At 71.2% G+C, this 23,686-nt stretch carries 22 protein-coding genes and 1 pseudogene; 10 read left to right on the forward strand and 13 right to left on the reverse strand.

All coding sequences use genetic code 11. The annotated features are described in order from the left end of the window. Positions 1 to 91 precede the first annotated feature (91 nt). Both ABTY62_RS13875 and ABTY62_RS13880 read right to left on the reverse strand, forming a co-directional pair. The gene (locus ABTY62_RS13875) at positions 92 to 184 is read right to left on the reverse strand and encodes a CPCC family cysteine-rich protein (protein WP_352129638.1); all 93 of its coding nucleotides are present in this window, start codon (positions 182 to 184) and stop codon (positions 92 to 94) included. Positions 185 to 652: 468 nt separating this feature from the next. Next, complete coding sequence (locus ABTY62_RS13880) at positions 653 to 1,576, reverse strand: NADP-dependent oxidoreductase (protein WP_352129639.1); 924 nt, start codon at positions 1,574 to 1,576, stop codon at positions 653 to 655. A gap of 297 nt (positions 1,577 to 1,873) precedes the next feature. On the opposite strand from ABTY62_RS13880, the pseudogene ABTY62_RS13885 reads away from it, so the two are divergent. From ABTY62_RS13885 to ABTY62_RS13920, 8 genes and pseudogenes are all read left to right on the forward strand, one after another. Continuing rightward, positions 1,874 to 2,305: pseudogene (locus ABTY62_RS13885) on the forward strand (ATP-binding protein); the annotation flags it as partial. A gap of 250 nt (positions 2,306 to 2,555) precedes the next feature. Continuing rightward, on the forward strand, positions 2,556 to 5,234 hold the full coding sequence (lanL, locus tag ABTY62_RS13890) for a class IV lanthionine synthetase LanL (protein WP_352129640.1): 2,679 nt from the start codon (positions 2,556 to 2,558) through the stop codon (positions 5,232 to 5,234). A 73-nt stretch (positions 5,235 to 5,307) separates the two neighbouring features. Further along, a complete protein-coding gene (locus ABTY62_RS13895; RefSeq protein WP_311727550.1) occupies positions 5,308 to 5,436 on the forward strand; it encodes an ALQxL family class IV lanthipeptide in 129 nt (42 codons plus the stop codon). A gap of 54 nt (positions 5,437 to 5,490) precedes the next feature. Then, a complete protein-coding gene (locus ABTY62_RS13900) occupies positions 5,491 to 5,616 on the forward strand; it encodes an ALQxL family class IV lanthipeptide (RefSeq protein WP_352129641.1) in 126 nt (41 codons plus the stop codon). 66 nt (positions 5,617 to 5,682) lie between these two features. After that, positions 5,683 to 5,814 (forward strand): ALQxL family class IV lanthipeptide, encoded by a 132-nt coding sequence (locus ABTY62_RS13905; protein ID WP_352129642.1) that lies wholly within the window; start codon positions 5,683 to 5,685, stop codon positions 5,812 to 5,814. A gap of 51 nt (positions 5,815 to 5,865) precedes the next feature. Beyond that, positions 5,866 to 6,537: a flavoprotein gene (locus ABTY62_RS13910; protein ID WP_352129643.1), complete on the forward strand. Its 672-nt coding sequence runs from the start codon at positions 5,866 to 5,868 to the stop codon at positions 6,535 to 6,537. Continuing rightward, positions 6,530 to 8,254 (forward strand): ABC transporter ATP-binding protein, encoded by a 1,725-nt coding sequence (locus ABTY62_RS13915; protein WP_352129644.1) that lies wholly within the window; start codon positions 6,530 to 6,532, stop codon positions 8,252 to 8,254. The genes ABTY62_RS13910 and ABTY62_RS13915 overlap by 8 nt, the downstream gene beginning before the upstream one ends. After that, positions 8,251 to 9,975 carry an ABC transporter ATP-binding protein gene (locus ABTY62_RS13920; RefSeq protein ID WP_352129645.1) on the forward strand — a complete coding sequence of 575 codons (1,725 nt, stop codon included), beginning with the start codon at positions 8,251 to 8,253 and terminating at the stop codon, positions 9,973 to 9,975. Before ABTY62_RS13915 ends, ABTY62_RS13920 begins: the two co-directional genes overlap by 4 nt. Here ABTY62_RS13920 and ABTY62_RS13925 read toward each other — a convergent pair. The 5 genes from ABTY62_RS13925 to lanKC all read right to left on the reverse strand — a co-directional run bounded on the left by ABTY62_RS13925 (position 9,968) and on the right by lanKC (position 15,555). Next, entirely contained in the window at positions 9,968 to 12,301 is a 2,334-nt protein-coding gene (locus tag ABTY62_RS13925; protein ID WP_352129646.1) for a helix-turn-helix transcriptional regulator, read from the reverse strand. The two genes, ABTY62_RS13920 and ABTY62_RS13925, sit on opposite strands and share 8 nt — an antisense overlap. Positions 12,302 to 12,389: 88 nt before the next feature. After that, positions 12,390 to 12,518 carry a SapB/AmfS family lanthipeptide gene (locus ABTY62_RS13930; protein ID WP_311727557.1) on the reverse strand — a complete coding sequence of 43 codons (129 nt, stop codon included), beginning with the start codon at positions 12,516 to 12,518 and terminating at the stop codon, positions 12,390 to 12,392. A gap of 69 nt (positions 12,519 to 12,587) precedes the next feature. Continuing rightward, positions 12,588 to 12,713: a hypothetical protein gene (locus ABTY62_RS13935; RefSeq protein ID WP_352129647.1), complete on the reverse strand. Its 126-nt coding sequence runs from the start codon at positions 12,711 to 12,713 to the stop codon at positions 12,588 to 12,590. Positions 12,714 to 12,798: 85 nt separating this feature from the next. After that, positions 12,799 to 12,924, reverse strand: coding sequence for a SapB/AmfS family lanthipeptide (locus ABTY62_RS13940; RefSeq protein WP_352129648.1), 126 nt, complete (start codon positions 12,922 to 12,924; stop codon positions 12,799 to 12,801). A 75-nt stretch (positions 12,925 to 12,999) separates the two neighbouring features. Further along, on the reverse strand, positions 13,000 to 15,555 hold the full coding sequence (gene lanKC, locus ABTY62_RS13945) for a class III lanthionine synthetase LanKC (RefSeq protein WP_352129649.1): 2,556 nt from the start codon (positions 15,553 to 15,555) through the stop codon (positions 13,000 to 13,002). 189 nt (positions 15,556 to 15,744) lie between these two features. Between lanKC and ABTY62_RS13950 the strand changes: the two genes are divergently transcribed. After that, on the forward strand, positions 15,745 to 15,894 hold the full coding sequence (locus ABTY62_RS13950; RefSeq protein WP_352129650.1) for a class III lanthipeptide: 150 nt from the start codon (positions 15,745 to 15,747) through the stop codon (positions 15,892 to 15,894). Positions 15,895 to 15,980: 86 nt separating this feature from the next. On the opposite strand, the gene ABTY62_RS13955 is transcribed toward ABTY62_RS13950, so the two are convergent. The 6 genes from ABTY62_RS13955 to ABTY62_RS13980 all read right to left on the reverse strand — a co-directional run bounded on the left by ABTY62_RS13955 (position 15,981) and on the right by ABTY62_RS13980 (position 21,551). Beyond that, positions 15,981 to 17,222 carry an MAB_1171c family putative transporter gene (locus tag ABTY62_RS13955; protein ID WP_352129651.1) on the reverse strand — a complete coding sequence of 414 codons (1,242 nt, stop codon included), beginning with the start codon at positions 17,220 to 17,222 and terminating at the stop codon, positions 15,981 to 15,983. Next, positions 17,219 to 17,797: a ParH-like protein gene (locus ABTY62_RS13960; protein WP_352129652.1), complete on the reverse strand. Its 579-nt coding sequence runs from the start codon at positions 17,795 to 17,797 to the stop codon at positions 17,219 to 17,221. The genes ABTY62_RS13955 and ABTY62_RS13960 overlap by 4 nt, the downstream gene beginning before the upstream one ends. 37 nt (positions 17,798 to 17,834) lie before the next feature. After that, positions 17,835 to 18,266 carry a helix-turn-helix domain-containing protein gene (locus tag ABTY62_RS13965; RefSeq protein WP_352129653.1) on the reverse strand — a complete coding sequence of 144 codons (432 nt, stop codon included), beginning with the start codon at positions 18,264 to 18,266 and terminating at the stop codon, positions 17,835 to 17,837. An 89-nt stretch (positions 18,267 to 18,355) separates the two neighbouring features. After that, on the reverse strand, positions 18,356 to 19,177 hold the full coding sequence (locus tag ABTY62_RS13970; RefSeq protein WP_352129654.1) for a carbohydrate ABC transporter permease: 822 nt from the start codon (positions 19,175 to 19,177) through the stop codon (positions 18,356 to 18,358). Next, on the reverse strand, positions 19,177 to 20,205 hold the full coding sequence (locus ABTY62_RS13975) for a carbohydrate ABC transporter permease (RefSeq protein ID WP_502997456.1): 1,029 nt from the start codon (positions 20,203 to 20,205) through the stop codon (positions 19,177 to 19,179). Before ABTY62_RS13975 ends, ABTY62_RS13970 begins: the two co-directional genes overlap by 1 nt. After that, positions 20,202 to 21,551: an extracellular solute-binding protein gene (locus ABTY62_RS13980; RefSeq protein ID WP_352129655.1), complete on the reverse strand. Its 1,350-nt coding sequence runs from the start codon at positions 21,549 to 21,551 to the stop codon at positions 20,202 to 20,204. Before ABTY62_RS13980 ends, ABTY62_RS13975 begins: the two co-directional genes overlap by 4 nt. Before the next feature lie 575 nt (positions 21,552 to 22,126). On the opposite strand from ABTY62_RS13980, the gene ABTY62_RS13985 reads away from it, so the two are divergent. After that, positions 22,127 to 23,644 carry an alpha-N-arabinofuranosidase gene (locus tag ABTY62_RS13985; protein ID WP_352129656.1) on the forward strand — a complete coding sequence of 506 codons (1,518 nt, stop codon included), beginning with the start codon at positions 22,127 to 22,129 and terminating at the stop codon, positions 23,642 to 23,644. Positions 23,645 to 23,686: the final 42 nt, after the last annotated feature.

Below are 23,686 nucleotides of genomic sequence, written 5' to 3' on the forward strand. Positions count from 1 at the left end.
CAAATCCCTCGCCGACTACCTCACCAAGGTCACTCCGCCAGCCACCGAAAACCAGCAAGAGACTTAAGCCCGCGATTTCCGGCGCATCACACTAGTTCGCTCCGTCGCCCATGGTCGGCCAGCGGAACTGGACCCCGTCGTCCTCCCAGAAGCAGACGGGGCAGATCTCGTAGGAGCCGGGCATGTCTGCGAGCACGCGGTGCCGCAGCAGGTACAGGGGTAGGAGTCGCTCACCTGCGCAGTCTCGTTGCAGGTTCCGCCGGTGTGCCATGGATTGCTCTGACTCGGGACACCCGACCAGTCCGCAGCCAGTCCGCGGGACACCCGTAAACGGCAGTCGGGAGTCAACGCATGCCAACGCGGAAATTCCAGGTCAGAGTCCTGGAGGGGGCTCCGTCGCAGGTCAGGATCAGCCCGCAGGTATTCCGCTTAAACGTGTAGCGGGCCTCTTCCGGCAGGTCGACCGGCCCTTCCTGGTCGATGCGAGCGCACTTGAGACTCGCATCGGACAACTGCCCCTGACGTAGCACGCCGACTCAGTCGCCCAGACCATGGACGTGCACCGGGTCAGGGCCGGGAGCTGCCGGGACGGGATCCACTCGACGCCGTCCATCCCGCCGTTCAGCAGCCACCAGCGCCACGCCTGGCAGTCTTACTCGTCTTCGGCGACCTGGATGATCGTCTTGCCGGGGGTTCGCTTTTCGGGCGCGAAGGCGGCGGCCGCCTCTTGTAGCGGCCGTACCGCTCCGACGATCGGCTTGAGCCGCCCCTCGCGCAGCCGCTGCGCCAGGTCGGCGAGGCGGACCCGGTCGGGTTCGACGACGAAGAAGACCGCGCGTCCGTCCGTGGGGTGGACGGTGACCGGCTCCGCGATGGTGACCAGCGTGCCGCCGGCCCGCACCAGCGCCGTGGAGCGCTCCAGGATCTCGCCACCGATCACATCGAATACGACGTCCACCTCGCCGATGTCCTCCAGGCGCTCGGCGTGCAGGTCCATGAACGTGTCCGCGCCGAGTTCCAGCGCGGTGTCCCGGTCGTCGGCGCGGCCGGTGCCGAACACCCGGGCGCCCACCTCCCGGGCGAGCTGCACGGCGAGGGAGCCGACGCCGCCCGCGGCGCCGTGGATCAACACGGTCTGTCCGGTGGTGAGGCGGCCGTGGTCGAAGAGGCCCTGCCAGGCGGTGAGTCCGGAGATGGGCAGGGCGGCGGCCGTGGTGTGGTCGACGTCGGCGGGGAGCGGGGCGAGGTTGCGGGCTTCGACTGCGGTGTACTCGGCCAGCGAGCCGTTGCGGGCCCAGTCGGCGAGCCCGAAGACACGCTGTCCGACGGTCAGGCCGGTGGTGCCGTAGCCGAGCTCGGTGACCACACCGGACAGCTCGTGGCCGGGCACGGACGGCGTACGGTCGCGACCGGCCCGGTCGGTCCAGGTGCCGGGCCAGGTCAGCTCGCCCGGGGTGAAGCCGGCGGCGTGCACGCGGACGATCACGTCGTTCTCGGCGGCGTGCGGGTGGGGCAGCTCGGTCAGGGTGAGGCCGCCGATGCCGGCGTCGCGGTCCTGGACGGTGATGGCTCGCATGGGTTCCTCAGGCGTGGGGGCGGCGGGCAAAGGCCCTGGCGGTCGATGCGTGTCGGTTGTGATTGCATTTTCGACGATATGGGCGAAGCATTCCAGATGTCTGGTCCAATCCTGTGCCGCCCTGCTGGGTCATTTGCCGGGCTGCGGCAGGCTGCGGCGTCCTGGCCGAAATCGGCCAGTCGAGGACGGCGGCGCGGGAGTGGCCTTGCGCGCGGTCGCCCGCCGCGCCGAGGTCTCGCCGAGCATGTTGCTCACATAAACGTTACTAACATTGCTGTTAGTACCAGGCTCCCCGGCGAGGCGCTGAGCGATCCGGTCTCGGCCCTGCTGGTGTCGGCCGAACGCTCGCTGGCCGCCGAATTGCCCCGCAGGCTCAGGCCCGTACAGCGCTGGCGGCGATCGGCAGCGGCGAGCGCACCTTCGCCCGCGCGGCCGGCGGGATCGGCGCCACGCCGGTGAAGCGAGCCCTGGAGCTGCTCACGGACAAACGGATCGTGGCCGCGGAGCTGCCCGTATCGCTGCGTCCATCGAAGGACCGCTGCCACCGGGTGCACCTGCTCGGCCCGTCCATGCAGGAGGTCGAGCGAGGGCGGGGCGATCTGACCTTGGCGGGTCCGGGAGAGCTGGACCAGCCGGCGCGGCCGGTCGATCGAGCCTTTCGTCCGCGAGGCGCTCGCCCGGATCCTGCCCGACGACCGGCTGCCCGCGGCTCCCGCGGTGGGTGGCTACGGCCTCCCATGGGGGCCGACCCTGTTGTCGTACCCGCTGCGGGATCCGCGCTGGGACTGGTCTGTTCCCGGGTGCAGGGTCCACGCCGAGCGCGAGGTTGTGGGGATTCCCCCGATGTCGGCACCGGCACTCCGCGGTCACGATGCACATGGCGCCGCCGCGCCGCCTCCCGGGCCGCTCGCCTCAGCCGTGGACCCCGACAGGCACCAGCGGTGACGCCTTCCCGTCGAACCGGACAGAAAGCCGTCCCGTGCTCACCTTTCCGTTGCACAGCCTCGTGCGCTCCGTCCTCGTCGAACTGGGCGAGGGCGAGTGGACGGTCGAGGAGACCGACACCTGGTGCCATGTCAGTCCGCCGGCCGGCCGGGCGCGGATCCAGGGCTGGAAGCTCCATGTCTCGGCGACACCGCTGTCAGTGCCGCATGTCCTGCACCGCGCGGCCGAGGTTCTCGTCGCCGCGGGCTGCTCCTTCAAGTTCGCGGGCAGCCTGCGGCTTGTCGATGAGATGACGTCGGCCGGTTACGACCGTGCTCAGTGCGGCAAGATCATCACCGCGTATCCCCGCGACGACGATCAGTTCAGGTCGCTGGCCGGGGAACTCGACGCGGCTACGGCCGGCCTGCCGGGGCCGGCGATCCTCTCTGATCGTCCGTACCGCAAGGGCAGCCTGGTCCATTACCGGTACGGGGCGTTCCGCGGGAAGCCGGTCCTGACCGACGACGGCTCGTACGAGGCGCGGATCGAGGCGCCCGACGGCACCTTGGTGACCGACCATCGCAAGGCGTGGTTCGCTCCCCCCGAGTGGGCGGCTCTGCCGTTCGCCGGGCCGCCGGGGCGGGCGGCGAAGCCTCCGGCCGTGCCCGGGCCGGTGCTGCTGGACGACCGGTTCGAGGTGCGCGAGGCGATCCGCCACTCCGCGCGCGGTGGTGTCTACCGGGCGCTGGACCGCAAAACCGGGCGCGAGGTGGTCGTCAAGCAGGCGAGAGCTCACGTGGGCGGCGGCCTGACCGGGGAGGACGCCCGGGTGCTGCTGCGCCGTGAGGCCCGCAACCTGTCGGAACTGGCGAGCGTGTGCCCCGAGTTGGTGCACGAGTTCGACCAGGACGGCCACGCGTTCCTTGTCGAGGGCCTGGTCGCGGGGGAGCCGCTCGCGCAGTGGGTCCGCACGCGCGGGGTGGAGGCGCCGGACGACAGCGGAATGGTCCCCGCCGAGGCCGTCGCGCTCGCGGCGGACCTGACCCGGCTGCTCGCCGAGGTGCACCGGCGGGGTCTCGTCTACCAGGACTTCACGCCCAACAACGTGATGGTCACTCCCGAGCGGCGGCTGGTGCTGATCGATCCCGAGTGGGGCACCGCTCCCGGAACGTGGATCACGCGAGCGATGACTCCCGGCTTCGCCTCCCCGGAGCAGTTCGCCGGGCCGCGGTACGGTCCCGCCTTCGGCCCGGAGTCGGATCTCTACTCGCTCGGCACGGTGCTGTGCTACGTGGCCACCGGTGTCGCACCCGTCTTCGCCGCGGACGAACCAGATCTCCGCACGCACAGCGAACGGATCCGCTCGCTGCTGGAGGCGGTCACCGCGGAGCGCCCCGCGGCGCGGCTGCTGGCGCCTGCCGTGGTCGGCCTCACGCGGGAAGACCCGGCCCGGCGCTGGAGCGTGCGGCGCGTCCAGGACTTCCTGGACGGCCTGGGCGAGCCAGGGTGCGAGCCAGGGACCGTCCGCGAACCCGGCACGCGGCCGGCGGCGCGGGCCGAGTGGCTGCGGCTCGTCGACGACGGGCTGACGTACGTGCTGCGCACCATGGCGGACCCGGCCGACGGGCCGAAGCGGCTGTGGCCTGCCGGGCCGTTCGGCGACAAGGCCGACCCGTGCGCCGTCCAGCACGGGGCGGCGGGTGTCCTGGGGACCCTCGTCCGCGCCGGCGAACTGCTGGACCGGGGCGACCTGCGGGACGCGGTCGCGCGGGTCGCCGAATGGATCGATGCCAGAAGCATTGATGTGCCCCGCGTCCTTCCCGGCCTCTACTTCGGCCGCTCGGGTGTCGCCTGGGCGCTGTACGACGCCGCTCGCCATCTCGGCGACACCGGCCTCGCCGACCGCGCCGCCGAACTCGCCCTGTCCGTCCCCGTGTCCTGGCCCAACCCGGACGTGTGCCACGGGGTCGCCGGAGCCGGTCTCGCCCAGCTGCGCTTCCGGTACCGCACCGGGCGGGAGGAGTTCCTGGAGCGTGCGGTGGAGTGCGCGGACCGTCTGGTGGCGGTCGCGGAGACCACGGCACGGGGGGTTGTGTGGCCCGTACCGGACGGCTTCGACTCCGCACTCGCCGGTGCCCGCCACCTCGGCTTCGCCCACGGTGTGGCCGGCATCGGGGCCTTCCTGCTGCACGCGGCGCACGAGACCGGAGACCAGCGGTACGCCGACCTCGCCACCGCCGCGGGGCAGACCCTGGTGGCCGAGGCGGAACGCGGTCCCTGGGGCGCCCGCTGGCGCTCCGACGCGGCGCAGGAGCCCGGCACGGGGCTGCTCTACCACTGGTGCAGCGGTTCCTCGGGTGTCGGCACGTTCCTGCTGAGCCTGGCGCAGGCCACCGGCGACGACGCCTGCCTGGAACTGGCGAAGGAGGCGGCCACGGCCGTCCATCGGGTCCGCTGGTCCTCGCCCACCGCCGCCTGCCACGGGCTGGCCGGCGACGGCGAATTCCTGCTCGACCTCGCGGAGGCGGTCCCTGACGGACCGTACCGCCGCTGGGCCGAGGACCTGGCCGGTGTGCTGTACCAACGGCACACCGTTCGGGACGGCCTGCTCGTCATTCCCGACGAGACGGGCTCCACGCTCCGGGCCGACTACCAGACCGGCCTGGGCGGCCCGGTCCAGTTCCTGCTGAGGCTCGCACACGGCGGCCCTCGCCCCTGGATGCCGTGGTCCTGACCTCGGTGATCACACCCACTCCGACGATCGACAAGAGACCGACAAGAGACTGACGAGAGACAGAGGAAGAGACATGGACATCGATCTCGACGCGTTGCAGCTCCTCCCCGCCGCGGAGACCGCCGCCATCTGCTGGTTCACCTGCCTCGGCAGCTGCAACGGCTTCACCTGCGACGGCACCTGCGGGCGTACGGACGCGTGACGCACCGAGCCGCACCGGAACACCGCTCAAGTTCACCTCCGAAAGGTCTCGCACATGGACATCGACATCGACATCGACGCGCTCCAACTCCTCTCGGGAGAGGAGACCGCCGCCGTCTGCACCGCCACCTGTGCCGACACGTGCCACCAGGGCGGCACCTGCACCCAGACGTCCGGCTGACATGTCCCGGCGTCCGATCGGAAGGCCGGCATGGCCTTGGGACAACCACTGCGGAAAGGCGACGACATGGAATTCGATCCCGACGCGCTCCAGCTCCTGCCCGCTCCGGGCCAGGTGGAGGGCGTGCCCACGACCTGCGGGGGGATCACCTGCGACACCGGAGCCACCTGCGGCGTCACCTGCCCGGTGACCAACTGACCTGACGTCCGTATCCATGGCCGACTACATGGCCGACCGAGAGGAACCACCGTGCCGGAACCGCAGGACGAGGCCGTGACGCAGCCGTCCTCCGGACGCCCCGCCCCCGGGCGGGGGCTGCCCGGAGTGACGCTGGAGCGGGGACGCGTGCTGTTCGTGTCCTCCGGCGCCATCGGCGTCACCGCCCTTCCCGAATGGGCCATGGCCCTGCGGTTCCGGTACGGCTGGTCCGTCCGCGTCTGCCTCACCTATTCGGCCGACCGGCTCGTGTCCAGGAGCGCGCTGGCCGCCGTGACACAGGCCCCCGTCGAAGGCCCTGGCTGGTCCACCGAGCGGGGCGTCGTACCCCACCAGGAGCTGGCCGAGTGGCCGGACCTCGTGATCGCCGCCCCGGCCACCACCAACTTCGTCGCGAAGTGTGCGGCCGGCATGGCCGACAGCCTCGCCCTGACCACCGTTCTGTGCACGAGCGCACCGGTACTGATCGCACCGAGCATTCCGGAGAACGCCCTGGCCCGGCCGGCCGTGCAGCGCAATCTGCGGCTTCTGAAGGAGGACGGCTACCACGTGGTGCCCATGAGCCCCGCGGTCTCGGCCCACCGCGGCACCGTCAGCCCGTCCGGTATGCCCGGCCTGCCGGCGATCCTGAACACCGCCGCCCGCGTGCTGGGCAAGCGGGGGCGCAACAGCGCCGTCGATGCGAAGAAGCAGCCCGTTGCCTGAGGTTCTCGCCGCCGCGGCCATCCCGTCCGGCCGTTCCCTGCTGTGGGATGCCGCCCGCGAGACACGAGGCCGGCTCACGCTCCTCGCCGTACTCATGCTGGTGCGCAGCGCCACCGCCCTCGCCGCGCCCGCCCTGCTCGCGGTCGCGGTCAACGGGGTCCTGCACGGCTCGAGCGACCCCGGCCCCGCGACGCGCTGGGCGGCGGTGGTGACGCTCGGCGCTCTCTGCGAGACGGTCATGATGCCGCTGGGCGCCTCCGGCGCCGCACGCGGCGCCCGACGGCTGCGCATGCGCCTGGCCCGGCATCTCATCGGCCTCGGAGCCGGACAGCCCCAGCCGCACGGCGAGTCCGTCACCCAGATCACCCAGGCGGCCGCCCAGGCCGGCATGCTGCCGATGGCTCTCGCGCAGTCGGCGGTGACACTGACCGGTTCGCTCGCCGCACTCGCCTGGCTGTGGACCACGGACTGGCGCTCCGCCCTCGCCTTCAGCCTGGCGGCCCCGATCACGGTCGTCATCGCCCGCCGGTTCATCGGCCGGGTCACACGGACCCACTCCGCGTACCTGGCCGCGCAGGCCGAGATCGCCAACCGGCTCCTCACGGCGCTCTCCGGCGCCCGGACCATACGCGCATCCGACACAATCGACGCGGAACGGGCGCGTGTGCTGCGGCCACTGCCGGACCTGTCGGCCGCGGGGTGGCGGATGTGGCGACTACAGCGGGGCACCGTCTGGCAGTTCGGCCTCCTGCTGTCGCTGACCGAGGCCCTCGTCCTGGCGGTCGCCGGACTCGGCGTCACCCAGGGCCGGTTGTCCCCCGCACAGCTGCTCGCCGTCACCGGCTACCTCCAACTCGCCTTCCAGGCACTCCAGCAGATCGACACGCAGCTGATGCTGGCCCAGGCCAGCGCCGCCGCACGCCGCTTGGCCGCCGCACTCGCCACCCCACCCCAGGCCTACGGCCGGGGGAAGGCCGCGGCCCCGACCGCCGCCCAGGGCGCGCTGAGCCTGCGCAAGGTCACCGTGCGTCGGGACGACGAGGTCCTGCTGGACGGCATCGACCTCGACATCCCGGCCGGCGTCTCGGCCGCACTCGTGGGCCGCACAGCCTCCGGCAAGAGCCTGCTCGCCGGCCTGCCCGGCCGGCTCACCGAACCGGACGAGGGCGATGTGCTCCTCGACGGCATCCGGGTGCGCGAGCTGACGGCCGCCGAACTGCGCCACGCCGTCGCCTACGCCTTCGAACGCCCGGAACTCATCGGAACCACGCTGCACGACACCATCGCCTACGGCCGCCCGGACACCTCCCGTGCGGCAGTGGAACGGGCCGCCCAGGTCGCGCGCGCGGACGGCTTCATCCGGCGCCTGCCCGACGGTTACGACACCCCGCTGGCATCCGCCCCCATGTCCGGCGGTGAACGGCAACGCGTCGGCCTCGCCCGGACCCTGACCCGCGACGCGCTCGTCTACGTCCTCGACGACGCCACCTCCGGCCTCGACACCGTCACCGAGGCCGAGGTCAGCGCGGCCGTCACCAACGCCCTGGCCGGCCGGACGAGACTCGTCGTGGCCCACCGCGTCACCACCGCCGCCCGCTGCGACCTGGTCGTATGGCTCGCGGACGGCCGTGTCCGCGCGGTGGCCCCGCACACCGAACTCTGGCCGGACCCCGCCTACCGGGCGGTGTTCGCCATCGCCGAGGAGGATCCGTCGTGACCGAGATCGCCGACTGGCGTCCCGGGCTGCGCCTGCTGCGCTCCGCACTGCGTGACACCGGCTCCCCGGCGCTGCGCCTCGCCGCCTGGTCGGCCGTGGAGGCGGCGCCGGCGCTGGCCTCCGGCTGGGTGCTGGCGCGCGCCCTGGACCAGGGGTTCCTGGACGGACGCCCGGCCACGGGCCTCGCCTGGCTGGCCCTGCTGGGCGTGCTCCACACCGTCCGGGCCGTGGCCGAACGCGCCGCCTTCGACCCGCTGGCCCACATCGTCGAACCGCTGCGCGACGAACTCGTACGGCGGCTCGTGCACGGCACGCTGTATGCCGCCGTTCACCGCGTCCGCGCCGCCGACGCGACCGATGTGTCACGGCTGACCAGCCAGGTCGACGCGGTGCGCGGCATCGTCGGTGCCCTGCTGCGCACGGCCCGGCCGCTGGCCGTGACGCTGATCGCGGCGCTCACCGGCCTGGCCGTGCTGGATCCGCTGCTGGCCGTCGTGGTCGGGGTGCCCCTCGCGGCGGCCGTCGCCGTGTTCCTGGTGAGCATGCGCGCGGTCACCCGCCGCCGACAGCTCTATCTGGCCGCCGAGGAAGAGGTGGCCGCCGTCACCGGGGCGGTTCTCGCCGCCGGGCGGGACATCACCGCACTGGGCGCGGAGGAACGGGCGGCCCGTGACGTCGAGCGCGCGGCGGACGCCTCTGTGACGGCCACCTCGGCGGTGGCACGGGCCGGCGCCGTCCGCACGCCGGTCATCCTCCTCGGCGGCCACCTGCCCGTCCTGCTGATGCTGCTGACCGGACCGGCCCTGGTACAGCGCGGTGGGATGTCGGCGGGCGCGGTCGTCGGCGCCGTCATGTACGTCACGATGTACCTGATCCCCGCACTCGAGCTGATGACCGGCTCGGTCGCCGGCTACTGGAGCCAACTGCGCGTCCTGACCGCCCGACTGGCCGCGGCCTCGGACACCCCGGACGAGCCCGGACCCCTTGCGGCGGCCGAGGAGCCGCGGGAAGGGGACCTGGAGGTCCACAACCTGACCTTCGCCTACGGGCCGCACGCCGAACCGGTGCTGCGCGAGCTGAACCTCGCCGTCCCGTCCGGCGACCATCTCGCGATCGTCGGCCCCAGCGGCATCGGCAAGTCGACGCTCGCCGCACTGCTCGCCGGCGTCGAGACACCCCTCCACGGCACGGTGACCATGGCCGGGCGGCCCGTGAAGGCGGGCCGGGTGGCCCTGCTGCCCCAGGAGGCGTACGTGTTCCCTGGCACCGTCGCCGACAACCTCCGCTATCTCGCGCCCGACCTGGGCACGGAGGCGCTGGACCGGGCCGTGGAAGCGGTCGGGGCGCGGGAACTCATCACCCGCCTCGGCGGATACCACGCCGAGATCACCGATCCCGCCGGCACGCTCTCCAGCGGGGAACGTCAACTCATCGCGCTGGTACGCGTGTACGCCTCACCGGCCGCCGTCGTGGTCCTGGACGAGGCGACCAGCCACCTCGACATGGCGGCCGAGGCCGTGGCGGAAACGGCCTTCGCGGCCCGCCCCGGCACCCTCATCGTGATCGCCCACCGCCTGACCAGCGCCGCCCGCGCCCGGCGCGTCCTGCTCCTCGACGGCGAACACCCCGTTCTCGGCAGCCACACCGAACTCGGCGCCACCAGCCCGGCGTACGCGGCACTCGTCGGCCACTGGACGGCACAGGCACCGCGACTCACCTGAGCACCGCGCTCTCGCCTGCCCCGGCGGCCAGGGCCGTCCGGGACCGTACGCCGGTCTTGCGGAAGATACGGGTGAGATGCGCCTCGACGGTCTTCACGGAGATGACGAGCGTGTCCGCGATGTCACGGTTCGGCAGGCCCAGCCGGACCATCCCGACGATCTCCGACTCCCGGGCCGACAAAGGGGACGTCAAGGCGGTGTCGGCCCGGGGCCGGCGCCCACCGATCGCACGCTGCTGGTCGATGGCCGCACGCCGGAGCCACGCGGACCTCGTCGCGACGGCCAGCGCCTTGGCGCGGCCCGCCTCCTCCGCGGCCTCCGGCAGCCGGCCGGCGCGGGCCAGCCGCCGGGACAGCAGGAGGCGGGTACGGCACTCCCACAGAGCCATGCCCTGGCCGGCGAAACCCGACACGGCCTCGTTCAGCAGCCCCAGCGCGACGTCGTCATCGGCGGTATCCGCCCGGGCACACAGGTCATGGGCCTCGCGTCCGGGTGCGTTTTCGGTGCGCACGTCGTTGCCGCGGCCCGGCACTCCGGGGACGCCTTCGGGCGGCACAACGGCCCACCACAGCCGCTCGGGGGCGGGCATGGCCGATGCCATCGCCACGGTCGCCGTCCCCCGGCGGCCGTCGCGCCACGCGAGGACCGACGAGCGCAGCAGACGGGCCGGACCGGCCAGGTCGGGACGGTGCAGGGTACCCGCGCGTGTCTCGCAGTCCTCCGCCGTCCGCAGCGCCTCCTCCAGCCCCCCCAGGGCGAGCAGCGCCCACCCGTGCCCCAGCAGGAGCCGGGGCAGCAGCCCGGACCGTCCGGCCCGGCGCGCCGCCCGGCTCCCCCGGGCGAAGAGGCCGGCGGCGGCCGGGAAGTCCTCGGCGAAGTTCGCCGCCCAGCCCAGCCGTACGACCGTCTCCAAATGCTCCGCCAATGCCGTGGCGTCCAAACCGTGCAGGAAGGCCCCCGCGGCAGCCGCCCCCGTACGGTAGGTGGTGGCGTGACCGGCCATGGCACCGGCCAGCGCCACCACGGCCGCCGCCTCCGGTCTCGTGTCCTCGGCCAGCAGCCGCCGTACGGTGGGGATTTCACCGCGGACGGCAGCCATGAGAGCGAGCCGCAGCCGCAGGGGAGGGGCCTCGTCCTCAGAAGCGGCCCGCAGGCCCCCGGCGAGGAGCTCGCGTGCCTCGTCATGCCTGCCCAGGTCGATGGCCAGACGGGCACGGAGGTCGGCCATGACGGTGGGGTCCTCCAGAGCACCGAGTTCCGGCAGCAGTTCACGGCGCGCACGATGATCCCCGGAGTGCTCCGCCGCCTGCCAGAGGGAGACCGCGAGTCGACGGCGCAGCGCGGACGGCACGTCGAACGGCGCGATCCGACGCGCGGCGCGCAGCCATTCCACGGCGCGTTCGGGGGACGAGCCGAGAGCGCGGTCCGCCGCGTCGGCGAGCAGCCGCACCGCGGGCAGGTCGCCGGGAGCGGCGGACCGGGTGACATGAACGGCCCGTTCGACGGGGTCGGCACCGGCCTCGTCCAGCACCTCGGCGGCCCGGGCGTGCGCGGCGATCCGGGCGCCGGGCGGCATCCGGGCGTACACGACAGCTCGCACCAGGGGGTGGCGGAAGCGGAACAGCGGTGTGCCGACGATATGGGCGCTGATGACGCCGCGCTCGACGAGGGCGTCCAGCGCCGGGAGCACGGCGGCCACCTCACGGCGGGCGACGGTGGCGACGAGCGTCACATCGAAGGGGTCTCCCAGTACGGCCGCGGCCCGGGCGAGCTCACGTTCGTCCGGGCCGAGCCAGGCGGGCTCCCGGGCGTGCTGGGAAAGCGGGGCGGCGAACAGGCCGGTCCGTGCCAGTGCGCGCAGTTCGAGGTCGCTGAGCGGGGCCAGGGTGGGCAGCCAGCCCGGAAGGCCGCGGGTCAGCTCGTACAGCAGGCACCGGCGCTCGACGGACAACCCCGAGCCGAGCAGCCCGGCGAACTGCTCCCGGGTCAACGGCGCGGTCCCGATGCGGTACGCCCGCTCGCTGACGGGCTGTTCGGGCAGGACGGTGCGGGCGACGACGGCGGAGGCCAGCGGCACCGAAACGGGGAGGGTGCCGGCCGAGCCGTTGTCGTCGAGACAGACGAGGGGGCGTGCGCTCGCCGGGGCGCCTGACGGATTCCACACGACAGCCAGTCCGCGCTTCTGCGCCTGTGCGGCCAGCTGCTCCAGCATCCGTGTCCGGCCGCTGCCCGGCTCGCCGGCTATCTGGATCTCGCACACCGCGGGTGTTCGCGGCCGGAAGGCCTCGGCGATGGCCTGGTCCAGCACGGCGGTCACATCGTTCATGGGATCAGCCAGAGAAGTCTCGACGCGGACCGACAGCCAGCGACGCGGTGGTGTGCGTCACTGGGCTGGTCGGCTGTTCGGCGGGCTGTCAGCAGACGATGACGCTCGTGTTGCTCTCGCAGCCGAGGGCGATGCTCATGCTGCTCGCGGCGACGAGGCCTTCTTCGTCCGGACCGTTGTCGGTGTTGAGATCCTGAAGTTGCAGAACCTGCGGCATGGCGTATTCCTTAATGAGGCGAGCGCTGTGACGCCTGCGGCGGAGTGTGGAAGGACCGCCGGAGACCCCCTAGTGGGCGGTGGTGAACGACGGCGGGCTGCAGAGGATCACGCTCGGCGTGCTGATCTCCACCGCGCCCTCCTCCGCGCCTTCGATGTCGGAGGTGAGCTCCTGAAGTCTCAGAATCTGATCCACGGCTGAACTCCTTCGGCGGGGGTGAGGAGGTGTCAGCCACCTGACACCTCCCCACCGATGGTGCGACGCTGTCGGGCCGGCGTTACTAGCAGACGATGAGGCTGAAGTTGCTGTCGCAGGCGAAGCCGCTGAGCGAGCTCCAGGCCTCGACGCCGTCCTCGTCGTGCCCCTGGCTGGTCTCGAGCTCCTGAAGCTCCAGGATCTGAGGCATGGTGGTGTTCCTTTCACTGATCGGATTGTTGGTGACCCCGGCCGACAACAGACGCGGCCGGGAGCTTGTGGGGTCTCATCGGGGGACCGCGTCCACGGTGAAGAAGGGATCCGGGGCGGGATCGAGCAGTTGGCTGAGGAAGAGCAGCACCCCCGAGGAACCGCTCCAGAGTTCGGCGCTGAACCGGAGCGTCTGGTCGCCCAGGAACCGCACACCGTCCGCGTGCGGAACGGCGTGTGTGTACAACGCCTGTGCGACGCGCAGGGCCGCCTCCCGGGCTTCGGTGTCGCCGGTGAGACGGGCGTGCTCGGCCAGGACCAGGCCGAGACCCGAGAGCCCTTGGTACAGCCCGGGCATCGCGGTGAACCTCGAGTCGAGCCGGGCGAGCAGCCGGGGCAGATCCCCGGCCAGCCGCTCGTCATCCACGGCGGCGGCGTATCGGGACACCGCGAAGGTGACTCCGGCGGTACCGCTGTACACGTACGGCATGGCGCGGCGGTCGGCCGCGGAGACCGGGAAGGACAGGTCGGGGGCGAGCGGGTCGGAGGCACGGTCGAGTTCCGCATGGAGCAGGCGCATGCCACGCGCGAGCGGGCCGCTGTCCCCGGTGACATGGGCGAGTTGCTGCAACATCAGGGCGATGCCGCTCCGACCGTGCAGGAGGCCGACCGCGTCGTCGGGACCGAGGTACGGGGTGAGCTCGCTGTCCGGTGGCAGCGCGGCCGCGATGGCCAGGGCTCGGTCGAGGTGACGTTCGTCGCCCGTGTGGCGGTACAGGGCGAGATGGGCCATCGCGATACCGGCCGAGCCTTCGGACAGGGTGGCGCTCCGCGCGGCGAGGGGATGCGGGGTGGCGGTGGACAGCAGGTCGGCCGCTTCCTCGATCAGGCCGTGGTCCGCGAGGACCCACGCGATGCCCGACAGGCCGACGTGCAGGCCGGGTGGCAGAGTCGGTGCGGCCGAGAGCGCGTCGCGCCGCAGCCGTTCCAGCGCCCCCTCGGGCAGCGGCCGGCCGGCCCGGGTCAGGGCGTGCAGGACACCTGCCGTGCCGTAGGCCACGCACAGCGTGTTGGCCAGGTACCCCTCCGGGACGGTGGGGAACACGCGCTCCGAGTGGGCCGGATCGGCCATCGCGACGAGGGCGTCCGCGGTGCTTTCCCGCAGTGCGGCCAGATGCGTGAGCGGGTCGCTTTCCACGTCCGCGGGCGTGGGGAGCGAGGGGCTGTCGGACGGGGTGTGATAGCGGGTGGCGTGCGTCCACAGAGAGTCCGGTACCGGCGCCGTCTTCTCGATACCATGACGCAGATGTGTCAGAACGTCGGGGTTGCGGTGGGCGACCAGGTTCAGCGGGAAGATCAGGAACTCGGCGATTCCGCTGAGCCCGTAGTGGTCGTAGATCTCGGGATCCGCGCCGGTCAGGCTGCGGGGCGGGCTGAATCCGGGCGTGCCCATGGGGGCGAAATCGCTGCCGACGCGCGCTGCCGCCTCGAAGTCGATCAGCCGGACCGCGCCGTCGTCGGTCGCCATCACGTTGCCGGGGCTGACGTCGACGAATACGAAGCCGAGGGAGTGCAGCCTGTCGAGGGCCTCTTGGGCCCCCGTGAAGACCCGTTCGCACCGGGCGAAGTAGTCGGCGAAGTCGTCGTGCGTCGGTGCCGTTCTGATGCTCGGGTTGTGGGCGACAGTCCACGCGTTCAGGGTGCGGCCCTCGATGAACTCCGTGACCAGGAACTCGTGCTCCCACTCCCGGAAGTACGCGATCGGTTCGGGTGCGAGCCCGGGGGCGGCGGCGTGCAGGGCCTTGAGGGTCTCCCACTCGGCCCGCAGCCGCTCGGGCGCGGTGGTGTTGCCGGCACTCACGCCGGTGTGCGGCCGTGCCTCCTTGATGAACACGCTGCGGCCGGTGCTGTTCTCGCGCCCCCGGTAGGCGCCTCCGCCGTTGCTGGGCCGGAGCACGGCCTCGAAGGTGAACCCGCCGAAGGACAGTTCCTCGGAGGGGGCGGAAACGGATTCCGCGAAGGGGTCTTCTATGCCGGCCGGCAGGTGGAACGACACCCCACGCTGGTCCTCGACCAGGTTTCCGTGGCCGTCACGGACGAGCGGCAGGCGCGTACCGTCCGGATTCAGCCGCTCGGACCGCCGGTAGGCCCCGTAGCGGTAGTGCACCGTGCGGGATGCGCCGAACCGCCGGTCGCTGAGGACGTACGGGCCCTCCTCATCCTTCAGCGCCTCGCTCAGCGCCTCCATCACCTTGCGTGAGGCCGCGACATCCGGGGGATAGGCGGCGATGAACTTGCCGCTCTGCGGACGGGCCGCGTGTTTCTGGTGCATCCACTCGTAGAACAGCTCCGCGGTGATGTGCTTGAAGGCTGTGCCCTGTTCGAAGAGGACGCCGGCGGCGATGTCGAGGACCTCGTCGAGGCGGTCGGGCCGGGCCGAGACATGCACCTTCCAGCCGCAGTCGGCGAGTGCGCCGTCCTCGGGCAGCCACATGGTCCACACGCCTGCCTGGCTGGACGTCCACCCGTCCGGGACCTGGCTCGGACGGAACAGCCAGCCGGGCGCGGGAGCGCTCTCCAGCGGTGCGTAGAAGTCCGGGTCGGCGACAGTGAATCCGTACGGTTTCCTCATCCGTCTCTCCAGTGGGCCGCGTACGAGACCGTCCAGTACGGCGAAGCGGTCGGGCCCGCTCTTCTCGCACCGGTTGACGCACCACACGATGGGCGAACCGCATGCGCCATGTCAACTGAAATGAATGACCTTCAAAAACTCATTCACATGAGCTAATCTGCCGTCCGGTCAACCCACAAGGAGACAGTCATGAGCAGAGTTCTGGCCCTCCAGTCCCTGGAGCCGGCGGAAACCGAGGTCGCGGACGCGTTGCCCACGACCATGACCATCACGACCAGCAACAGTCATCTGAGCGTGTTCATGGACTGCTCCACGACCGTCACGCGGGCAGTGGAGTAGGGAACACGCGGGACGTGCACAACTGACGGCGTCTCGAACGACTCTGGCTGACGGCGCATCGGCGGACATCGGGGATGTCCCTCGTCTCAGGCGCGACCCGAGCTTTCGGTTCCCGCCGCGACGTGGTCGCGCATACGGTCGAGAACGTCGCCGACCACCCGGGAACGGACGAGCGCGCGAGTGACCCGAACCAGCCAGGCCGCCTCGTCCTCGGTGGTTTCCAGGTGCGCCGTCGGAGTCCGGCGGTGCTGGTCCGGTGTGCCGCTGTGCGTGCGGCCGGCCCGCTTGTTCTCCAGGGCCGCGGCGATGACGGCGGCCTCGAGGACGGCCTCGGGGTCGGCCGCCGCCGGGTCGGCGCGGTCGAGCGCCTCCATGGCCCAGGTGAGTGCTTCCGCCTGCTGATAGGCCCTCAGGGCCAGGCTGCCGTCCCGGATCTCGATGACCCTGCGGTAGAGGGCGAACTCCGCCCGGCGCAGCCCGGGGCGCCGGACGGCGGCGTCCGGGTCCAGCGCGATCTCGGGCAGTTCGGCGTAGAGCGCCGACCACAGCGGTTCCAGGTTCTTGTGCGCGCGGCGGGCGCGCAGCCGGCGCAGCGGGGCGGTGATCCGGTCGCCCCATCGGGTGGCCGTGGCACCGGCCGTGGCGAGGACGGCGGTGACCATGCCGAGCGTCGTGGACACGACGTCCTCGCCCAGGCCCTGGCTGCCCTGGGAGAGGTTGGCGGCGGCGTCGTCCAGAGTCCACAGGGCCCACACCGCCGCGGTGGCCGCGGCCAGCGTGGCCAGCCTCAGGCCCGTGCGCAGCGAGCCCGGTGGCGTGCGCCGCGTCTGCCGGATCACGGCTTGCGCGAGGACGTACAGGCACCAGCAGGAGTAGCCGGCGAAGAGGACGTTGTACGAGGCGAGGACCCAGCCGCGGCCGGGCGCGGCCACCGCCGACGCGCCGACGGTGGTGACGCCGGCGCCGAGGAACAGTCCCACCGCCGCGGCCTGGACGAGGACGGCGGCGCGGATGCGGCGCCGGCGGCATAAGACTTTCTGTTCGGCCGCCGGTGGATCGATGGTCAGCGCGATCAGTACGAGGAAGGCGGCGGCGGCGACGTTCAGCTGGTACGTGAGGAGCAGCTCGGCATCGGGCGAGGGAAGCAGCCGGTCCAGCGAATCCATCACCGCCGGGGCGTTGAGCAGCATCGCCGTTCCCGCACACAACGCGAACCCGGCCACGTCGCGGTGGGCCGGATCCACTCTCCCGCCGCGGGTGGTCACGAGGCGGTGCACGGCGAACACCAGGAAGACGAGGGCGGCGAGAGACGCGGTCAGGTTGGTCACGGGTGCCGCCGCCGGTGCGCGTTGCGGGGCGAGTCCCGGTGCTGTCCGCGCGGGCCGAACAGCGAGTGCAGCCGGGCCTGTTCCGGATCGGCCGACGATGCCTTGGCGTGTCCGGCCCGGTCGAGCTGAGCCGCACGGCTCAGGATGAGCGACGCCACGAGCTCGGCCTCTTCCTCCTGCGGCTCGCTGTAGACGGTGCGTCCGAGAACCCGCTGGACCAGCGAAGGCGGCAGATGGGGCAGTAACACCTCGACGGCCGAGGACACCGCGGGAGACGTCTCGTGATGGCCGCACAGCAGGTGGGCCACCTCGTGCAGCTGGATGTGCTGCTGGTGGAGTGGTGTGGTGTCCGCGGGGAAGAGGATGCGGTCGGCGCGGTCGGTGGTGACGAGCAGCCCGCACGGAAGATGCGGGCGGGCCGCGACCGGTACGAGCTCGATCGGCCGGCCCCGGGCCTGTGCCAGCATGCCGATGAACGTGGCCGTGTCGAACGGGGTCGGCAGGTCGAGGTCGTCCACCAGACGCCGACATCGTTGCCACAGGTCCTTGCTGCTCAGGCCGCTGCGCACGCGCATCCTCTTCCCCCGGTCGCTGTGTGGCCGTTGTCGCGGGTCAGCCCTCGGTGCGGTCCGCGCCCTCACGGCGGGCGAGGACGTCGATCATGTCGCTGATCGTGCTGACCGCCTCCGGCGAGAGGTTCACCGCGCGCAGCGCCATGCTCCGGACCCCGGCGTCCCGCAGGGCTCCCAGCAGCTCCAGCTCCTTGGCGATGGCCGCTCCCTTGTCGTCGTCGAAGAAGTACGCGACCGGGACGTCGAAGAACTGGGCGAGCGCTTCGAGGTGCCGCTTGGTGGGGTTGTCGCGGCGGCCCGTGCGCAGCTGCCACAGGTAGGTGGTGGAGAAGCTCTCCCCGGTGACCTCCCGGCAGGCGCGCGCGACCTCCTCGTGGCTGAACTGTTCGCGGTTGGGGCGCCGGACGATGCGGAACAGCGCGTCGATCTTGTCCGCGAGAGTCGTCGGCGCGGACGGCTCGGTGTCGCTCACGTGCGGCTCCCTTCCACCACGGGGTCAGCCTGAATGAAACACCCATGAAAACACGTCCATCTTAGCTTGCGTCCGCGTGGGGTGGCCGGTCACTTGAGGCCGGAGGTGGCCGTGCCCGTGACGAAGCCGCGCTGGAGGATCAGGAAGAGCACCAGCACGGGCACGATGTACATCACGGAGCCCGCCGCGACGAGGTTGAAGAGCCCGCTGCCGTGCTCGTTGACATAGCCGGTGGCGATCTTGATGGAGAGGGTGGTGCGGTCGTCGTCCAGGAGGAGGGCGGGCGCCACGTAGTCGCCCCAGCTCCAGCTGAAGGAGAGGATCAGGCTGGTGGCGACGACGGGCCAGGACTGGGGGAGGAAGATCCGCCAGAAGATGCGGATCTGTCCGCAGCCGTCGATGATCGCCGCCTCCTCCAGCTCCTTGGGCATGTTGGTGAAGAACTGCCGGAAGAGGAAGATCAGGTACGGTGCGCCGCACAGGCCCCACAGCACCCAGGGGACATAGGTGTTGACCAGGCCGGCCTTGACGAACAGCAGGTAGGTCGGGATCAGGGTGATGATCTGCGGCATCATCATCGTCGACAGCATGAGGCCGAAGACGAACCGCTTGCCCGGCGCGTGCAGCCGGGCGAAGCCGTACCCGGCCCAGGCCGAGGCCAGGGTGATCAGCACGGAGTAGACACCGGCGATCGTCAGCGAGTTACGGGCGTAACCGAGGTAGTCGAAGAAGGTCAGGGCCTGCCGGAAGTTGTCCCAGGACGGGTCGTGCGGCCACCAGTGGATGGGGATGGCGCGCAGTTCGGAGGGCGCCTTCAGCGAGGTGATCAGCAGCCAGCCGAAGGGGCTGAGGAAGAAGACCAGGGCGGCGACCAGGAGGAGGTAGACGACTTTGCGCCGGGCCAGGACCATCACTTGCCTCCGATCGTCCGGGACGTGGACTTCGCCTGTTCGGGGTCCACGGAGTAGAAGACCGCGCCCTTGCTGATCCGGAACACCAGGAAGGTGACGGTCATGATGAACGCGAAGAGCACCCACAGCAGCGCGGACGCATAGCCGTAGCGGCCGTTGGCGAAGTACTGGGAGAAGACATCGATCATGATGAAGTAGTTGCTCTCGGGAACCGCCCCGACGCCCTTGGGGGTGGGGTCGAGGGAGATGAGGAGCGGGACGAAGGTCTGGAGCGTGGCGATGATCCCGGTGACGAACTGGAAGAACAGCACCGGGGAGAGGAGCGGCAGGATGATCCGGGTGAAGGACTGCCACTGGCTCGCCCCGTCCACCCGCGCCGCGTCGATCAGCTCCCTGGGGATGTCCTGTAGCCCCGCCAACGAGATGATCATGACGTTGCCCGCACCCCACACCGTCAGCATGATCAGCACATAGCGGGCGTAGGGATCCGCCAGCCAGGCGACGCCGTTGACGCCGAAGAGGTCCAGCAGGCCGTTGGCCGATCCGGAGTCGCGGTCGAAGATCAGCTTGAAGGTGAGAGCGGCGCCGACCGGCGGGACGACGGCGGGCAGGTAGAGCAGGGTGCGGAACAGGCCGCGGCCACGGATCGGCTGGTTCAGCAGCACCGCGAGGAAGAGTCCCGCGACGATCGTCAGTGGCACCGTGATCGCGGCGAACAGCCCGGTGCGGGCCAGGGAGCTGAGGGTGTCGGGGTCGGTGAAGACCTCCCGGTAGTTGTCCAGCCCCACGAAACGGGCGTGGGGGGACAGGCCGTCGGAGTTGGTGAAGCTCAGCCACAGCGCGTAGCCCAGCGGGAAGACTGTCAGGCCCAGGAAGCCCAGCAGCCACGGCCCGGTGAACAGGTAGAAGGAGGCGGCCCGTCGCAGCCGCGGCGAGCGGGGCCGGAGTGCCCGGCGGGATCCCGGCCGGGGGATCGCCGCCCGCGCCGGCGAGGCCGCCTCCGGTCCGGTGAGCTGATCGGCGCTCACCCCACCAGCTCCTTGCCCCGCGCGAGCTGCTGGTTCATCCGGGAGTTCAGCGCGTCGGCGATCTTCCCGGCCGAGGTGCCGGACTTGATCGCGCCGGGCAGCACCTTGCTGAGCACGGCGTTCAGGGCGTCCGTCTGGGCGTACGGGCTGACGGGCAGCACCGAGAAGTACGGCAGCTCCTTCTCCTGGACCGCGTAGGCCTGCTTCTGGAGCGGGGTGTCCACGGGCAGCTCCGTGCGCAGCGAGTTCAGGGACGGCATGCCCCAGCCGTAGTCCACCCGGTCCTTGGCGGGCCGGCCGGCGAAGTACCACTCGAAGAGCTTCCAGGCCGCGTCCTTGTTCTTGGCGTCCTTGGGGATCCAGAAGCCGGTGCCGCCGAAGCAGGGGCTGACGCGGTGGCCGCCGAGCTGCGGTGCGGGCGCGAGGCGGGAGACCTTGGCCAGCCTGGCGTCACCGGCGATGGTCCCGCCGAACCAGTGGCCGTTGCAGCTCATCGCCATCCGGTTCGCCTGGTAGGTGGGCCCGTCCCAGCCGTCCGGGTTGGGGTTGACGAGGTTCGGGCCGATGTCGGCCCTCGCGTAGTCGAGGTACCACGTCAGTGCTTTGCGCGCCTCGGGGGAGGAGAAGTCCACCGAGGCCATGTCGTGGGCGAACAGGCTGCCGCCGGCCGACGCCGTCATCCACATGAGCTGGGAGAACACCCCCATCCCGGTGGCGTTGAGGCCGTACACCTTCACCTTGCCGAGCCGGCGCGTGGTCAGCCGCTTGCCGAGGTCCAGCCACTCGTCGCAGGACAGCGGCTCGGTCTCGCTGGGCAGGTCAAGACCGGCCTCCTCGAACAGGTCGGCGCGGTACCAGAACAGGCAGTCCTGCGAGTAGTCCCTGGCGAGGCCGTACCGGGGGCCCGCGCCCTGCTTCCTGCCGTCGAAGCGCCACACGTCGTTGGCCGGGGCCAGGTCGGAGGCCTTGAGCACCTCGCTCTTGGCCAGGTACGGATCCAGGTCGGTCATCAGTCCGCGGACGGCGAAGTAGGGCGTGTCCGTCGCGCCGATGCCGCGGACCACGTCCGGCGGGTTCTTGCCGGCCAGCATGGCGTTGAGCTTGGTGACGTCGTAGGTGATGACCCTCAGGGTCACATTCAGCGTCTTCTCGATGCTCCTCTTCGTCTTCGCGTCCCACTCGTCCGTCAGCGTCATGACGGTGAGCGTCTTCCCGCCGCCCCCGGAACCGCCCCCGGAGTCGACGGAGGCGGCACAGCCGGGCAGGGCGGCGGCGGTGAGCGCGGCACCGGCGGAGGCGGCGAGGAAACGGCGCCGGTCGAGAGAGGCTCTGGCTGAAACAGGCATGACGGTGAGGCCTTTCGTGCGGCAGGCGTGCGGGGATGCGCGGGAAACGGGTGCTGCCGCGCAGGACGGCACGAGGAAGGGAAGAGGAGAGAGAGCGCTGTTCCGCACCCGGCCGCGGTGGACGGCCCATGGGTCGTGCGGATGGCGATATCGCCCGCACCGGTGGGTGCCGAGCGTCGGTGATCCGGTTCTTCGGCGGTGTGGCGTCACGCCCCGAAACGTCTGCCTGCCCGAACCGGTTGCGGAAGACTTCGGCGAAGGTAGGCGGCGCGGCCGGGCAGTGTCAAGAGGCCGGAACACCTCCATGACCACGGGGGTTGGCGGCGTGCCGCCCCCGTCGGCAACAACCTTGAGGCAGCCCTCTTGACTCCTCCGGTGCTGCGGTGGCAGCGTTTTGTATCGCTACAAGAAACCGGTTGTTAATCAACCATGACGCCTCGATCGAGGCAGCCATGGGTGGGGAATGCCGCACCACCCCTGCTTGCGCCCCCGCGACCCAGCGCCCCCGCAGCCATCGCACGCTCAGCAGCCCATCGCACGCTCACGCATCACGACACCCACGCAGGAGTACGTCCGTGCCCAACGCCACCGCGGTGATCAACCTCGACATCGAGGGCCCGACGATCAGCCGCCATCTCTACGGCCACTTCGCCGAGCACCTCGGCCGCTGCGTCTACGGTGGTTTCTGGGTCGGGGAGGACTCACCGATACCCAACGAGGGAGGCATCCGCCTCGACGTCGTCCAGGCCCTGCGCGCCCTGAACATCCCCAATCTGCGCTGGCCCGGGGGCTGTTTCGCCGACGAGTACCACTGGAAGGACGGCATCGGCCCCCGGGACCGGCGGCCCCGCATGGTCAACACCCACTGGGGCGACATCGAGGAGAACAACCACTTCGGCACCCATGAGTTCATGGCCCTGTGCGAGCTGCTCGGCGCCGAGCCGTACATCAGCGGCAACGTCGGCTCCGGCACCGTCCAGGAGATGAGCGAGTGGGTCGAGTATCTGACCCGCGACGGCGACAGCCCCATGGTGCGGCTGCGCAAGGCCAACGGCCGTGACCAGCCCTGGCGCGTGAAGTTCTGGGGCATCGGCAACGAGACCTGGGGCTGTGGTGGCAACATGCGCGCCGAGTACTCCGCCGACCTGGCCCGCCAGTACGCCACGTACTGCCGCGACCACGGGGACAACAAGCTCTACCGCATCGCCTCCGGCGCCTCCGACGACGACTACAAGTGGACCGAGACGCTGATGCGGCAGATCAGCTGCTTCGGCTGCGAGGCCACCCCGAAGAACTTCTTCCAGGGCCTGTCGGTGCACTACTACACGATCGCCGGCCCCTGGGAGGCGAAGGGCAGCGCCACCGACTTCGACACCGCCGACTACTACCGCACCATGGTCCAGGCCCGCCGCATCGACCGCATTCTGACCGGCCACTCCACGGTCATGGACGTATACGACCCCGGCCGCACGGTCGGTCTCGTCCTGGACGAGTGGGGCACCTGGTGGGACGTCGAACCGGGCACCGACCCCGGCTTCCTGTTCCAGCAGAACACCCTGCGCGACGCGCTCGTGGCGAGCACCCACTTCGACATCTTCCACCGGCACGCGGCCCGCCTGCACATGGCCAACATCGCCCAGACCGTCAACGTCCTCCAGGCGATGGTCCTCACGGACGGCGACGCACTGGTCCTGACCCCGACCTACCACGTGTTCGAGATGAACAAGGACCATCAGGACGCCACCTCGCTGGCCGTGCATCTGAGCGCGCACGACGCCCGCCGCCGGGTGGGCGACACCGAGCTCGACACGCTGTCCGCCTCCGCCAGCGTCAAGGACGGGCAGGTGCTCGTCTCCCTGACCAACCTGGACGCCGAGGAGCCGGCCGAGGTGACGCTCGACCTGCGCGGCGGCTCCTTGGGCGCACCGGTCGCCCGTCTGCTGACGGCCGACAAGCTCCAGGTGCACAACACCCCGCAGGACCTCGCGGCGGTCGCCCCGCGGCCGTTCCACGGCCTGACCGTCACCGACCGGGGGCTGTCCCTGACGCTGCCGCCCCACTCCTTCCTCACCGTACGGGCTCCGCTGGGCTGACCTGTCCACCGCGGCCGTCCACACCCTTTCCGCACCCGCAAG

It is taken from the genome of Streptomyces sp. NPDC097640 (genome assembly GCF_040302705.1).
Taxonomy (GTDB): Bacteria; Actinomycetota; Actinomycetes; order Streptomycetales; family Streptomycetaceae; genus Streptomyces.